A 15,179-nucleotide genomic window follows, 5' to 3' on the forward strand; every position below is an offset into this window, starting at 1 on the left:
AGGCCATTTTGGCCAGGATGATGGGCATCGCAGAGCACTAGATTCTACGTCCGTGCGGCCGAAACGTGAAGCTGAGGCCACTGACCGGCGATTGCTGCTGTCCGTCACCGCTTGAACCGGGCCTGGCATGCCGGGACAATGGACTGAGAAGGTCGGTACCGGCGGAGTCATGGGCGTGAGGTAGTTCGTGCCCGGCTGCGTCTGGCGCGGCTCAAATCGTGGGACCGCGGCGGACCGAGTTCATCAATTCACCGCCGCGCACATCGGGATGCGGGGCGTGATCATCACGGAGGGCAGGGCCGAATGCTGGGACGCGTGGCAGTCATCGCTGGGCCGTCGGGAAGTGGCAAAACGGAACGCCTGCTGACCGGCCATCGCGAGGCATTGCGCACCGGGCCCATCGGCGGCTCGCTGTGGATTTCTCCGACGCATCGCAGCGCTGCCGAGGTTCGCCAGCGGCTGTTGGAGGGGGAACTGCGGGCATGCTTTGCCCCCGGGGTAATGACGTTCGACCAATTTGCCGAGCAGGTTCTGGCCGCCAGTGAAAGGGTCGTGCAGCCGATCACGGACCTTATCAAGCGGCAGATTCTGCGGCGGCTGATTCAACGTGCGGTTGATGCAAAGGGTTTGAAGTATTTCGCCCCGATCGCCGGAACCACTGGATTTGTCGACCTGGTCGCCGAATTCATTAGCGAATTGAAGCGGCAGGAAATCTGGCCCGATGAGTTCCGGAAAGCCTGCGGACGTGATGCTCAGCTGAAGGATGGCGATTTAGTAGCGATCTACGAAGCCTATCAACTGCATCTCAACGAACGCCAGTTGTATGACGGCGAAGGGCGCTTTTGGACGGCCCGCGAGTTGCTGCGCGAGGGGCAGACGCGCCCCTTCGAAGCCTTGCGCCATGTCGTGGTCGACGGTTTCACGGAATTCACGCGCCCGCAGCACGAGATCCTCCGAATCCTTTCAGATCGCGTCGCGTCGTTGCAGGTTTCGCTGCTAATGGAAGCCGAGACGGACCGGCCCAACCTGTTCGCGAAGCCGCGCGCGGCGTGCCAGGAAATGAAGCGGCGGCTGCCGAACCTCGCCATCGAAACGCTCGATCGCCTACCGCGGTCCGCCTGGCCGGCGCAGGCACATGTCGAACAAGAGTTATTCAAAAGCCCTCGGCTGGTACGCCCGGCCGAGGATGCGGCAGGCATCGAAGTGAGCGAAGCGGGGCGGGTGATTGACGAGTTGAATCTGGTGGGACGTCAGATCAAGCAGTTGCTTGTCCAGGGAGATAAACGTCAAGGTTGCAAGGTCAGCCCGGCGGATGTCGCGGTCGTTATGCGTTCGCCCGGCGCACTTTCGACGCTACTGCGCGAGGTCTTCGACGAGTTGGGCGTTCCGTACGCGCTGGAGCAGGGAACTCCGCTAACTCAATCTCCGATCCTGGCCGCCTTGATCGCGGTATTTCGCTTGCACGTTGAAGATTGGCCGTTTCGTGGGCTGTTGCATCTCTTGGGGAACAACTACTTTCGGCCTGCTTGGGATATTTGGTCGCCGGGCGCGAGTGTCATTCGGGCTGATCGGACGATCCGCTCATTGCAAGTGGCGCGTGGCCGCAAGGCGTTATTAACGGCCGTGCGGCGTGCAACGAGCATCGCAGATTTGAACGATTTCGACGCGCGCAGGCGCCGCGACGACGCGCGGCAGACGTTCCCCATTCTCGAGCGTCTGGCCGCGGCGTTCGATCACCTGCCGGCGCGCGCAACGATCAGCGCGTGGATGGATGCGCTGACGGGCCTGGGGAAAGAGATCGGGCTGACAGCGGGGATCGACTTTGCCGCGACGGATGATCCGTTTGCGCAACAGGATGAAGCCGCCTGGCAAATGATGCGTGAAGTTCTCGCGTCTGTTGAGAAGTCCATGACGCCCCAGGGAGCGGCCGCCGAAGAATTCGACGCGGCCGGTATGTTTGATCTGTTGAGCGACGTTGTGCAGTCCGGCATGCTCCGCTCGACGATCAACGAAACGGGACGGGTGCGAGTGCTGTCGGCCACCAGCGTCCGGGCGCTATCGATCCCGTATTTGTTTTTCGTCGGCTTGTCGGAACGAGCGTTTCCGCCCCCTGAGCGCGCTGACCGATTGTACGCAGAGTCCGACTACGAGCGGTTCGCCGAGGCGGGCTTGCCGCTGGTATTGCGTGCCGACATCAGCCAGCAAGAGATGCTGCTGTTCTATGAAGTGATAACCCGCGCGCGGCGCCGCCTGCACCTGAGTTTTCCCGGCCTCGATGAGAAAGGGCAGCCGCTTTTGGCGAGTCCTTTTCTGGGGGAATTGGAAGAGGCGTGCGGTGGAAAGGTAGAGCGGTTCCGCATTGATGATCTGCGACCGATCCCGCACCGGGCTCTGGCCGCGGGCGGTACCGACCAACGAATTCTCGCCGTGGCGCACGCGGCGGGAATCGACGTCACGCGTGGCGCGAAGGATCATGCCATTGACGCAACGGGACTACTGGCGGGTCTGGCCACGGAACCGACGCGCCCACTGTTCGAAAATATCGAGGCCGGACTGGCCGCGATTGTCAGCAGAGCGGACCGCGTCGATTTCGGTCCCTTCGAAGGGATGCTTGGCTCTGCGGCCACGCGTATGCTGCAAGCCGACTTCGGTCCGCAGGTTCGCTTCAGCGCGAGTCGCCTGGAGCAATATCAGCAGTGCCCCTACCGATTCTTTTTATCGAACGTGTTGAGCTTGCGTCCGGTCGAAGAACTGAATGTGAGCATTGATCCCTTATCGCGCGGGGCGACGTTGCACGAGGCGCTGGCGCGCCTACACAGAGAGGTGAATAGCGCGGTGGGGCGTCCGGTATCGCCGGCGGATCCGGCGGCCAAGGCCGCCTTTCGTGATGCGACGGAAAAACTGCTCGCTGAACTGGAATTGCGTGCCCAGGACCGGGCGCAGCCCTTTCAAGCGGCGCTGGCCGAGATCGAACGCCGGCAGTTGCGTAATTGGCTGGAGGAATATGCCGGTCAGCACGCGCGGTATGACGCGCTGTGGAGCAAGCTCGACGAGCCACTTGCGCCGGCGTACTTTGAGGTGTCGTTCGGTGATGAGCGGCTGAGCGACGATCCTCTTTCCACCGCCGAACCGCTGCTTCTGACTGACGGCAAGCGGCAAGTATTGGTGCGTGGCCGCATCGATCGTGTCGACCTGGGGCGCGCCGGCGGAAAGCCGGTCTTCGGCGTGTTGGACTATAAGTCGGGCAGCTCGGCCCGCTACGGCCTCGCGGCGATCGAATCGGGAGACGCGCTGCAGGTTTTTCTGTACGCCCTGGCCGCTGAGCAGTTGCTCGCGCGCGAGGGAAGCCTGCCGTGGGCTGCTGGCTATTGGTTCATCGCTGGAAAGGGCTACCCGAAGGCACCTCCACTCCCCATGCATGAACTTCGCGATGATGTGCCGAAGCTGACCGAGTTGTGGCAGCAAGTGCGGGAGGCCGATACCTCACGCGTCATCGCGATGGTGGAGAGCATTCGTGCCGGCCGTTTTCCGGTGTTTAGTCGCGATGACGAATGCACGAGTTTTTGCGACTTTGCGACCGTGTGCCGAGTTAACCAGGCGAGGGCAACGGAGAAGCCATGGCAACCGCCACCAGTTCCGGAGTAACCGAGGAGCAGCACGACGCAATCAACAAGCGTGGCGTCTCGATCGCGCTGTCAGCCGGCGCCGGCTGCGGGAAAACGCATGTCCTTGTGGAGCGATTTCTGGCGGCGCTTTCGCCGGAAACCAACTCGGAGGGGGGCAGTTCGTCGTCGTTGTCGCGATTGATCGCGATTACGTTCACGGACCGCGCGGCGCGCGAAATGCGCGATCGGTTGCGCCGCAAGTGCCGCGATCGCTTGCACAAAGCGAGCGACCAGGAAGCGCCGGCCTGGCTGGCCTTGCTGCGCGAATTGGAAACGGCCCGGGTTAGTACGATCCACGCCTTCTGCGGAGCGCTGTTGCGTGCGCATGCTGTCGAGGCCGATATCGATCCGCACTTCCAGATTCTGCAGCCGGGGCAATCGGCCACGCTTTTTTCCGAGCAAATCGACGATCAGTTGCGCGCGCAGTTGGGGAACATGAACGAGGATCTTTTAGATCTGGTCGTTATGTTCAATCTGCCCAGGCTGCGCGAAATGTTTCAGCATCTGCTGGGGCATCGGCATGAGATCGATTTTGCCGCCTGGGCCAAGATGACGCCGCAAGAGCTAGTCAAAAAATGGCAAAAAGTCGAACGCGACGAGCTTCTGCCGCAATTGCGAGACAAGTTCCTCGAGCTTCCCGAGGTTGCGACGGTACGCAAGATCGTCGGCAATTGGACGCCGGAGAATCAGAAACTGATCGAGCGATTTGAGGCGCTGAAAATGCAACTCGCGGCGCTCGACGGCGGCGCCGACATCCTGCCGGCCTGGGCGATCATCCGCGAGTCCGCCACGGTACAGTACGTCACCCACGAGCGCCATTGGCGGAGTCTCGGCGCCGAACGGTACGCTGAATATCGCGACGCTGTTAAGGCCGTGCGAAAATGGATCGACGATACACTGCCGAAATGTGGTATCGAACCCAACGTGGCCTTAGCCAGTGCCTCGGCAGGCCTGGCACTGTTGCGCGTGGCTGAGCCAATTCTGCAAGCGTATGAGAAACAAAAACGCGAACTCGGTCTGCTCGATTTCGATGATCTGTTGGCGCTGACGCGCAAGTTGTTGAACAGTACGCACGGCGAGAAATTGCGCAACCGGCTGTCATCGCAGTTGGATTTGTTATTAGTCGACGAGTTTCAGGATACTGATCCGCTGCAGGTCGAGTTGGTCAAGGCCCTGTGCGGCGACCAGCTCGAACGCGGCAAACTATTCTTCGTCGGCGACGCGAAGCAATCCATCTACCGATTTCGCGGCGCGGATCCTGCAGTGTTTCGGGAGTTGCAAAAGAAGATTCCGTCGGAAGGTCGGCTGCCACTAACGAAGAATTTTCGCAGTCAGCCGGCGGTGCTCGATTTCGTAAATGCCCTGTTTTGCGAGCGCTTAGACAAGGGACAGTACCGTCCGCTTACTGCGAGTCGGCCTGCACTTGCGCAAGCGCCGGCTATTGAATTCCTGTGGGCAACGCTGCCGGGCGACAATGTCGAACGGGTAACGGTCGAGCCATTGCGACGCTGCGAGGCGGATTGGCTCGCGCGGCGATTGGCTGCTCTCCTCGATTCCCACGAGATTCTCGTGCCGGATCGGGCGACCGGTGAATCGCGGCCGGCCGGGCCGGGTGATGTGGCTATCTTGTTCCGCGCGCTATCGGACGTGCGGTACTACGAAGAGGCGCTGCGTCGCTACGGAATTCCCCATTATCTCGTCGGCGGTGGTGCCTTTTATGCGCAGCAAGAGATTTTTGACCTGCTGAACTTGCTGCGGGCGATCGACGCGCCGGGCGATGACGTCAGCCTGGTCGGTGTGCTGCGCAGCCCGTTCTTTTCGCTAGCGGACGAGACGCTATTCTGGCTCGGGCAACACCCGGAAGGGATAACGGCCGGCCTGTTCGCGACGGAGTTGCCGAAGGACTTGGATCGAGAGCAACGGCGCCAGGCCAAGTTCGCGGCCGAAACCTTGTTGTACTTGCGAGCGCGTAAAGATCGCTTGCCGGTGGCGGCGCTCATTCGCGAGGCGCTAGCTCGCACTGGCTATGACGCCCTGCTACTGGCGGAATTCCTGGGCGAGCGGAAGCTGGCCAACTTGCGAAAAATGATCGACCAGGCCCGCGGATTCGACGAGTCAGGAATTTTCACTTTGTCGGACTTCATTCACGAACTCGGCGAGTTCATCGCCCGGCAGCCGGACGAGCCGCCGGCGCCCGTGGAACTCGAAAACAGCACCGTCGTTCGGTTGATGACAATTCATCAGGCGAAGGGGCTGGAATTTCCGGTCGTGATCGTTCCGGATCTGGCCCGAGCGAAGCGCAATTCGCAAGATGCGTTCGAATTCGATAAAGAATTGGGGCCGCTCGTTAGGGCAAAAACCAGCCCGGCCAGCGAGGGAGCTTGCGGTCTCGATCTGTTTCGAAAAATGGAAGAGCCGGAGGAAGCTGACGAAGGGATTCGTCTGTTGTACGTCGCGACGACCCGGGCCGCGGATTATTTGATGCTGTCGGCGGGAGTCAAGAATCTGGACGAGCCGCCAGGATGGCTCGAGTTTGTTGGCGAACGATTCGACCTGCGCTCGGGCGACCTGCGCGTGGCACTGCCCCCGGAGTACGGGCGACCACGAGTCAATGTGACGCTCGAGGAACCGCCGGCGCCACGGAAGACAACAGACGGTGCGGGACACGTTGATTGGAAATCGATCACGACACAGGCGCACGAGCGGGCTGCAAACGGTCGGGGCATTTTGCCACCGCTAGTGGCGCCGCTGTCTGCCGACCGAACGGCCCAGCGTGTCTTTTCGTTTTCGCGGCTGGCGAGCGATTTAAAAGTCGAAACATCCTGGCCAGACGTCGTCACCGATGAAGGACGCGCCGCCGTCGAGCTTTTGACCGACGACGTGGCGGGTGATGCCACGAAGCTCGGATCGCTGGTCCATGCCGTGCTTGCGCAGGTGGCATTCAGCAATGAGCGAAAAGTTGCAGAGCGGTGCCGAGATGAGTTAGCGCGACGATTTGCGACGGCCGACGTCAATCTTGAATCGGCCGCCGCGATGATCGAGCAGTTTTTGCGTTCGCCGCGCGCCGAGGCCCTGCGGCAGGCGCAGGCCGTGCATCGGGAACTGGAGTTTTTGCTGCGGTGGCCGCCCGGGGGGGCAGGGGAGGGGCAATCGATTCAAGGTGTCATCGATTGCTTGTATCAGGACCGCGACGGAGGCTGGCACATCCTGGATTACAAGACGAATCGGGTGTCGGCTGCCGGTGTGCCGCGGCTGGCGGCCAGTTACGAATTGCAAATGGCGCTCTACGCGCTGGCTGTAGACGAAGTATTGGGCGTCAGCCCCACGAGCCTGACGCTCTATTTTCTGCAACCGAAGGTCGAGCACGCGGTGCCTTGGAACATGGAATCGCGGGCGCGCGTCATCGAGCGGGTGAATGCGGCGCTGGGAAGCTGGCAAGCCGCGACGGCGAATTAAGTGCGGACGCCGGCCGATGGTGCATGCTCAGCGGGGGCGGGATTCACGTGATGCGGGCGCTGGGCGTCCATCGAATGAAAAGATGGACCGTGCAATACCCAATCGACGACGCGCCAATCGAGCCAGCGGCGGTCGGGATCGCTGCCGGCCGTGCCGATGAATCCCAAATGGCCGCCGTGACGGGTAACGCGAAGCGTCGTCGTGGGCGAAAGGCGTAACGCCTCGAACATCTGTCGCGGCACGAGTGGATCGTCCGCCGCTGCGACAATCAGCGTTGGCACGCGGATGTCCGGCAGCAGCGGGGCTGAACTGGACTGCCGGTAATAATTCTCGGCGGTGCCGAAGCCGCAGACCGGCGCCGTGAACCAATCGTCGATCTCGCGCAGTTGCCTGGGGCGTCGGGCAAAATCGACCGACACTGCCTGCGGAGCACGGGCCTTGCGGTCGAGCAATTGTTTGCCGAGCAGTTTGGCAAAGTAGCGGTCGTACCCACGATTACGCAAACGGCCGATCCATGCGGAGCAGGCGGATAAATCCGACGGCGGACAAACGGCCATAACCCGGCACAGGTTATCGGGCGGGCTGCCGGCGGATTCGCCAGCCAGTTTCAGTGCAATATTTCCGCCGAGCGAATACCCCACCAGCGTGACGGAGGAGCCGGGACATTGTTCAGCGACGTACCGCAGCGCCGCGGCGGCATCCGCTGAGCGGCCACTGTGATAGGGGAGCCGGGCAAGTTCGACGCCCGCGCCGCAACCGCGCAGGTCCATGCGAAACACACGAACACCATGCTCGCAAAGCTTGGCGGCGGTGCGTCGCATGTAAACGCTTTGATGACAGCCGCCGAGGCCATGCATCAACAGCGTCGCCGGATCGCCGGCCGCCCATTCCGCGGGGCAGTCGTCATGCAAGACGAGTCGGTCGTCGTCGTCGAGCAGAACGTGATGCTGCCGAGCCTGGTACTCGACGAGCGACCCCGGGAAATAAACGCTGGCCAGGGTTTGCAGATTTCCGCTGCGCAACAGCGGGTGCGGCCGAAAGGTGGGTATGGCGTGATCGTGGACAGTTCGAAAACTCAAGCAATACCTCGAACGAAATTTTCAAGCACCTGGCTTGTGATTGAAACCGCTGCGGCACGCAGTAGCTTAAGCCCCGTCCGAGCCGTTGGGCAAGCCCTTGGCCGACTAGCAGCCTAATGCGCCCCGCTTATTCCACGGAAAAGTCGAGGTCGGGAATGCGCTGCTTGCCCGGTTCATCGAAATCGATAAGACATTGGCCTGACAGATCGGCGAGCGCGGCGTTGGCTACCAGGAATACGCGAGCACCGAAATCGGGAACGGGCATTTGTTGCCCATCGAGATCGGCGTATAGCTTTGAGGTTCGCGGTTGTTCGCGCCCGATAGCTTGTGCGTAGCCTAGCGGATGCCAATCGCGATCGATTGAACCGATATAATTCAGCACCGTGCAATGCGCCTCGCGGATTTCGGCGACCGCCTGAGCATAGTCGCGATAGTATTGCCGGTAGTTCGCCCAGCGGCCTGCTGATTGGCTGACGTCGGCAAGCGCGGCGAGCGCCGGCGAGGGAAGTCGTTTCGACAGGTCGGCAGGCACGAAATCCGCGGCCTTTTCGTCGAGCGATTTTTCGACCGTCGCGATCACTTGCAATACACCGCGTGCGCTGGCCGCATACAGCGGACGATCACCGGCCGGGAATACGATCGCCGAAACGTGCTGCCCGCGGTCGAGATTTCCACCGACCTTGTAGACCGCCTCGGCCACGGTGTAGGTGCGCAACTCGTCGTAGTCGCCGACAAAGGTGAATGGCTGATCTGGACGACCGAGAGTTTTCAATTGTGCGATCGACAATTGCTGCTGCGTTGCCGGATCGTACGCGATCATCCGCAGCAAACGTTTGGGACGCTGATTATCTAGTAGCGCCTGTAACCACGCGGAATCTGTGGGAACCGAGTCTTTCGCCGTGACTTTAGAAACGGCCGCGGCTGACGCGTCGATCGGATACCGATCGGACAGAATGAAATAACGAACGCCGACGATGGCCGTGATTGCGACGGCCAGCAGCAGGAACATTCCCGTTCGAAAGAGCGGTCGCCCCTGGGACGACATCACGGCAGCCATATGCACCTCGCCGATTAGCCGAGCCCTGGGATGGGTCGTCCCCCTTCGGTGACGATCGGGATGGGCCGCCCTTGGCGATTGATCCATTGCGCGGCGAGATCGATGTCCAGATGCCGGAAGACCGTCGCCGCGAGATCCGCGGGGCGCACCGGCGCTTCGGCAATGTCGTAACCCCGCCGGTCGGTGCTACCGATCACCTGGCCGCAGGGGAGCCCGCCGCCAGCCGCGATCATCGACATACAATTCGTCCAGTGGCCGCGTCCGGCCGTGGGTGTCATCACGGGCGTGCGACCGAATTCCCCCATCATCAGCACCAGCGTTGAATCCAGCAGCCCACGCGATTCGAGGTCGTTGATCAAGGCGAACAGCGCTTGATCGACCAAGGGAAGAAGCGGCGTCAAACCCTTGGCGATGCCTCCCCATTTGACTTCATCGCCATGGTGATCGAAGTAGCCCCAGGCGCCGCTGACGAGCGTGAATGTGACCCCGGCCTCGACCAGGCGGCGAGCCAGCAGCGTTTTCTCCCCCAAGCTGCTGCGGCCATACGCATCGCGTGTTTTGTCGGTTTCTTGCGACACGTCGAAGGCCCGCTGTACGTGTGCGCTTGTGACCATGTCGACGGCCATTTGCGAGAACCGGTCGGAGCTGTCCATCGCCCGTGAGAGGTCCAGATCGCGACGAAAGTGATCGAACCCGTGCCGCAGTGCGTCGCGGTCGCGAAGCCGCTCGACGGCGATCCCCTTCGGGATCGCCAGCCGTCCCGGAAGCTCTTTGCCGTTGACCGGTTCGTAATTGTTTCCGAGGTGGCCGGCGCCCCATACGTCGGCCTTCCAGCTATCGGCCAGGCCGACGAAGGCCGGCAGATTCGGGGCGTTTGCTCCACGCAGGCGGGCAACGATCGACCCCATCGATGGGTAGCCCTGACCATCGTTGCCGTCATCGCTGCGGCGGGCGAGCGCATTGCCGGCTTGCATCGTGATCGGCGTGTGATTGCTGGCCGAGCAATCGACCGAGCGAATGATCGACAGCTTCGGCATAAGTCGCGCGGTTAGCGGTAGGTGCTCGCAGACCTGGATGCCGGGCACGGCTGTATCGATGGATTGATACGGTCCGCGAATCTCGGCCGGAGCCTCGGGCTTGGGATCCCACATGTCGATATGGCTGGGACCGCCGGAGAGCCAGAAGAGAATCACCGACTTCTTATCGCCGGGAATGTCTCCGCGGGTATTTTTTCCTGCGGTTTCGGCTGCGGTCCGTGATCGAAGCACATCAACCAATGACAGTCCCGCCAGACCGGCGGTGCCTGTTTGCAAAAACCAGCGGCGCGATCCACAGCGAATTGTGTCACCGGTGGGCGGCAACATGGGATTGATGCCCGCTGCCTGGCGATGCTCTTTTGTGTGCGATGACTCGGCGCTCGAGCGACGTTTCGCGGACGACATGTTCGCACTCCGTGGCGGGGAGGACACTTCGAGCGATGCGCGGGCGGGGTAGGGGGCGGATACAGGCGTGCCTGGGATTGTACCCATAAGTGAACGAGAATGCATCCTGGTTTGCCGCCACCGGTTGGCATCGAGGGGCCTGCGAGATACAAAACGACTTCGCGTCGCCCGTTCGACATTCGACTCTTTATTATCCTGAGACCGCTCTATGTCCTGTTTTGTCACCCATTTGGAAAGTGCCATTGATGGCACGCATCTGCCGGCCGACGAGCCGCAAACGCTTTACAAGGACCGTCCTTTGTGGGTGCGCTACGATCTGGACGCGGTGCGGCAGGCCGTCACGCGCGAGGACCTGGTTCTGCGCCCTCCCATGATGTGGCGCTACCGCGAGCTGTTACCGCCGGCCGACGAAAAATTCATCGTTTCGCTTGGCGAACAGATGACGCCGATTTTGCGCTGCCGGCGACTGGGACATCGCTTCGGATTGGACAATCTGTACATCAAGGACGAGTCCCGGCTACCGACCGGCAGCTTCAAAAGCCGCGGTTTGGCGATGGCCATTACGATGGCGGGCCAGTTCGGAATCCGGCGCGTGGCAATCCCCACGGCGGGCAACGCCGGCGGCGCAATGGCCGCCTATGCCGCCCGCTCGGGCATCGAGGCGTTCGTCTTCATGCCGCAGGATACGCCAGTGATCAACCAACTCGAATGTCGTTTGGCCGGCGCGAAGACTTTTCTCGTCAACGGTCTAATTACCGATTGCGGCCGGATCGTGCGCGAGGGGAAGCAGCATCTCGATTGGTTTGACATGTCAACGCTGAAGGAGCCGTATCGCATTGAGGGTAAGAAAACGATGGGACTGGAACTGGCCGAGCAGTTCGGCTGGCAGTTGCCTGATGTGATCGTTTATCCAACTGGTGGCGGCACTGGTTTGATTGGTATGTGGAAAGCCTTCGAAGAGTTGGCCGAGTTGGGCTGGCTCGAAGATGCGCGCCGCCCGCGGATGGTGGCGGTGCAATCCTCGGGGTGTGCTCCGATCGTGCGGGCTTTCGAAGCGGGCGAGCGTTTTGCGCAGCCGTTTCCGGACGCCAGGACCGTGGCGAGCGGAATTCGCGTGCCGGCCGCGGTCGGCGATTTCATGATCCTGGACGCCGTTCGCGCCAGCGAAGGCCGCGCCGTGGCGGTCGACGAAACGCGGTTGTGCTATTGGATGGCGTTGGGTACGGCGAGTGAAGGAATATCGATCTGCCCCGAGACGGCGGCCTGTTTGGGCGCCGTCGAGCAACTGGCGGCCGAGCGATGGATCGAACCTGAAGAGCGCGTCGTTGTCTTCAACACCGGCGCGGCGCAGAAATATCCCGAAGCGATGGCGGTCCCGCTGCCGCGGCTCGACAAGGATGCGCCGCTGGACTGGGAGCAGATAGCGCGCGGCTGATATTCGGAAAGCAAAGCACGCGACGGGCTCAGAGCAACGTCGTCGGAGGACCGTCGCTATTGTGGGGGCGATTATCGGCGGGGCGCACCGCCACGGCCACGGCCAATGCCACGATAATGACGACGCCCAGGACAATCGCCCCAGCGATGAGCGTTCCTGACATGATTCGTCCCTGGGGGCCGAGTCGGGCTTCGATTCGCCCTATTTCCCGGCCGCAGATGTCCGCAAGCAAAATCTGAGTAGCTCCGCTAGCATAAGCCTATATCACGTGGCGGCAAGCGGCCAGCAAAATTGGAATTCATCGTCGTTCCGGCGACGCCGCTCGACGCGTCTGGTCATGCAACGCGTGTAACAACTCCGATCGATTCGCCATCGCGGCTTTCCGGGTGACGCCCGATCCTCCTTGCAACGCACACAATCATGGAACGCATCAAAATCGGCCAGATCGGTACCGGACATTCGCACGCCGAGGGCAAGATGCAGGTCTTGCGAGCCTCGGACCGGTACGAAGTTGTCGGTGTGGTGGAAGCGAACGCGAAGCTGGCCGCAGCCGCCCTGCAGTCGGCCGCTTATCGCGACGTGCCCTTTTTGACCGAAGAGGAGTTGCTCAATCTGCCAGGGCTCGAGGCCGTGGTCGTTGAGACCAATGTTCCTGATCTACTGGTCGCCGGCGAGCGAGTAATCGCGGCAGGCAAGCATCTGCATTTGGAGAAGCCGGGCGGAGCTTCGTTGCCCCGATTCCGCCGACTGCTGGACACCGCAGCAAGTAAACATCTGGTCGTGCAATTGGGCTACATGTATCGCTACAACCCCGGCATCCAGCTATTGCGAGAAGTGCTGAAGAAAGGATATCTCGGCGAGCCGTTCGAGATTCACGCCGTGATGAGCAAGGTGGTGAATCCGCCGTCGCGCCGCGCGTTTGCCGAGTTCGCGGGCGGCATGATGTTCGAGCAGGGCTGCCATTTGATCGACCTGGTGATCGGCCTCATGGGGCGGCCGACGCGCGTAACGTCTTACCTGCAACATGTCGCGCCGATGGACGATTCCCTGGCTGATAACACGCTGGCCGTGCTCGAATACCCACGAGCAATTGCGACGGTAAAGAGCAGTGCTATGGAAGTGGAAGGAGGAGCACGTCGGCATTTTGTCGTGTGCGGAAGTGAGGGGACGTGCCACGTGCAACCGCTCGACGAGCCCAACGTGCAGTTGGCTCTCTCCAAACCGCGCGATCAATACAAGAAAGGTTATCAAGAGATACCCTTCGGCGATTATCCTCGCTATGTGGGGGATATGGCGGACCTGGCGCGTGTGATTCGCGGCGAGAAGGAGCCTGATTTCTCGTACGAACACGACCTGGCCGTGCTCGAAGCAATGCTTACGGCAGCGAAAATGCCACTCGATCGGTAAGGGCGTCGATCTTATGCGCGGTAACGCAGCGCCCGACCCGGTAGCGGACCGTCGAATTGGTCGATCGGCGTGCCCGCGGTCACGATCAGTGTGCCATTAACGATCACGTGCTCGACACCCGAGGCATATTGCTGCGGATCGGCGAACGTGGCGCGGTCGGCGATCGTGTCGGGATCGAAGGCGACGATGTCGGCAAACGCACCTTCTGCGATTTGGCCGCGGTCGGTCAGTCCGAAACGTGCCGCCGGGATCGAGGTCATCTTGCGGACCGCCGCTTCGAGCGTGAACAAACGCCGGTCGCGGACCAACGTGCCTAGCATTCTTGCTGCCGAGCCAAATTGCCGCGGGTGGATCAAGGCGTCGGGAAAGAAGATGCCGTCGCTGCCCAGCATGAAGCGGGAATGAGTCAAAAAGGGCTCGACGACGGCACCGTCGGCCAGGTGGAAAACGCAGTTCACGGCCAGATTCTCTTCGATCAACAGATCGCAAATGGCATCAGCCGGCGAGCGCTCGTCGCGACGCGTGTATTCCGCCAAGGACATGCCGAGCAGCGGCTGATTGTCGACGCTGCCAACCCAGGCAATACGTATGTTGTCCAAATTGAGAACACCATCGGCCAGTTGCACCGCAAAACGACGGCGCACCACTGGGTCAGCTAGCCGACTGAGAACACCGAGCGGTCCATCTTCCCACACTTCGTACGGCAGCAGCGAATTGAGCATCGAACTGCCGGGAGTGTACGGATAAATGTCGAACGAAAAGTCAACTTCGTGTAGGGCCGTCTGATCGATGTAGGTCAGCAGCTCGTCCGCTTCGCGCGAACTACTAGCTTTCAGGTGCGAAATGTGAACGGCTACGCCGGCGCGGCGACCAATCTCGACGGCTTCGCGCACGCCGGCCAGCGTGCCGCGCTTATAGCGGACATGCGTGACGAAGATGCCCCCGCTTGGGGAACTGGCGGCAATGACTTCGACCAGCTCGTCTGTGTCGGCGAAGCACTGCGAGACGTAGTCCATGCCGGTCGATACGCCCGTCGCCCCTTCGTCCATGCCGCGCCGCACTTCATAACGCATGCGGCGCAACTGGCTGTCGTCAGGCTGTTCGCGCCCCCAGCCGAGCGCTAATACGCGAACGTTCGCATAGGGGACCTGGGCGACGACGTTTTGAACCGTTCGCCGATGCAAGAGCGCGAGGTAGTCTCCGATCGACTGCCAGCCTCGATAGTCGTGCTGCACCAGGCCGTTAAGCGATCGCAGATAGTAGAGCCATTGGGGCGCCAGTTCCGGCGTCACCGGCGCGTAAGAGATGCCGTCAGACATCAGCACTTCGGTCGTGAAGCCTTGCAGCGTCTTCGAGGCGAAGTTCGGCGTCTTCAGCAGCCAACCGTCTGAATGATTGTGTACGTCGATAAAGCCTGGCGCGATGATCAAGCCGACGGCGTCGATCGTTGTCTTGGCACTGGCACCGGGCAGGATTCCGACCGCGGCGATGCGGTCGGCACGCACGGCGACGTCCGCGCGCAGGCGTGGCTTGCCCGAGCCATCGATAACGGTGCCGCCGCGGATGAGCAGATCGAAGTCAGCCATGAATCAGGGGGCGAAGTCAGAGGAGGCGAAGGCGGGAATCGCAAGCGCGCCT

The 15,179-nt window shown here is 61.5% G+C and carries 9 protein-coding genes; 4 read left to right on the forward strand and 5 right to left on the reverse strand.

All coding sequences use genetic code 11. The features are described from left to right. Positions 1–303: 303 nt before the first annotated feature. A complete protein-coding gene (locus VGN12_30045) occupies positions 304–3,645 on the forward strand; it encodes a PD-(D/E)XK nuclease family protein (protein HEY4313722.1) in 3,342 nt (1,113 codons plus the stop codon). Continuing rightward, a complete protein-coding gene (locus VGN12_30050) occupies positions 3,618–7,121 on the forward strand; it encodes a UvrD-helicase domain-containing protein (GenBank protein ID HEY4313723.1) in 3,504 nt (1,167 codons plus the stop codon). Before VGN12_30045 ends, VGN12_30050 begins: the two co-directional genes overlap by 28 nt. Here VGN12_30050 and VGN12_30055 read toward each other — a convergent pair. The 3 genes from VGN12_30055 to VGN12_30065 all read right to left on the reverse strand — a co-directional run bounded on the left by VGN12_30055 (position 7,118) and on the right by VGN12_30065 (position 10,699). Further along, positions 7,118–8,200 carry an alpha/beta fold hydrolase gene (locus VGN12_30055; GenBank protein ID HEY4313724.1) on the reverse strand — a complete coding sequence of 361 codons (1,083 nt, stop codon included), beginning with the start codon at positions 8,198–8,200 and terminating at the stop codon, positions 7,118–7,120. The genes VGN12_30050 and VGN12_30055 overlap by 4 nt on opposite strands. Before the next feature lie 127 nt (positions 8,201–8,327). Beyond that, positions 8,328–9,257, reverse strand: coding sequence for a hypothetical protein (locus VGN12_30060; GenBank protein HEY4313725.1), 930 nt, complete (start codon positions 9,255–9,257; stop codon positions 8,328–8,330). A 14-nt stretch (positions 9,258–9,271) separates the two neighbouring features. Continuing rightward, positions 9,272–10,699, reverse strand: a complete 1,428-nt coding sequence (locus VGN12_30065) for a DUF1501 domain-containing protein (GenBank protein ID HEY4313726.1) — start codon at positions 10,697–10,699, stop codon at positions 9,272–9,274. Between the two features lie 208 nt (positions 10,700–10,907). Here VGN12_30065 and VGN12_30070 point away from each other — a divergent pair, with 208 nt between their 5' ends. Next, positions 10,908–12,134 carry a threonine synthase gene (locus VGN12_30070; protein HEY4313727.1) on the forward strand — a complete coding sequence of 409 codons (1,227 nt, stop codon included), beginning with the start codon at positions 10,908–10,910 and terminating at the stop codon, positions 12,132–12,134. A gap of 28 nt (positions 12,135–12,162) precedes the next feature. Here the strand turns inward: VGN12_30070 and VGN12_30075 are convergent, their stop codons facing one another. Then, positions 12,163–12,297: a hypothetical protein gene (locus VGN12_30075; protein ID HEY4313728.1), complete on the reverse strand. Its 135-nt coding sequence runs from the start codon at positions 12,295–12,297 to the stop codon at positions 12,163–12,165. A 257-nt stretch (positions 12,298–12,554) separates the two neighbouring features. On the opposite strand from VGN12_30075, the gene VGN12_30080 reads away from it, so the two are divergent. Further along, complete coding sequence (locus VGN12_30080; GenBank protein HEY4313729.1) at positions 12,555–13,541, forward strand: Gfo/Idh/MocA family oxidoreductase; 987 nt, start codon at positions 12,555–12,557, stop codon at positions 13,539–13,541. A gap of 11 nt (positions 13,542–13,552) precedes the next feature. On the opposite strand, the gene VGN12_30085 is transcribed toward VGN12_30080, so the two are convergent. After that, positions 13,553–15,127: a D-aminoacylase gene (locus VGN12_30085; GenBank protein HEY4313730.1), complete on the reverse strand. Its 1,575-nt coding sequence runs from the start codon at positions 15,125–15,127 to the stop codon at positions 13,553–13,555. Between the last annotated feature and the right edge of the window lie 52 nt (positions 15,128–15,179).

Source organism: Pirellulales bacterium, assembly GCA_036499395.1.
Lineage (GTDB): Bacteria > Planctomycetota > Planctomycetia > Pirellulales > JACPPG01 > JACPPG01.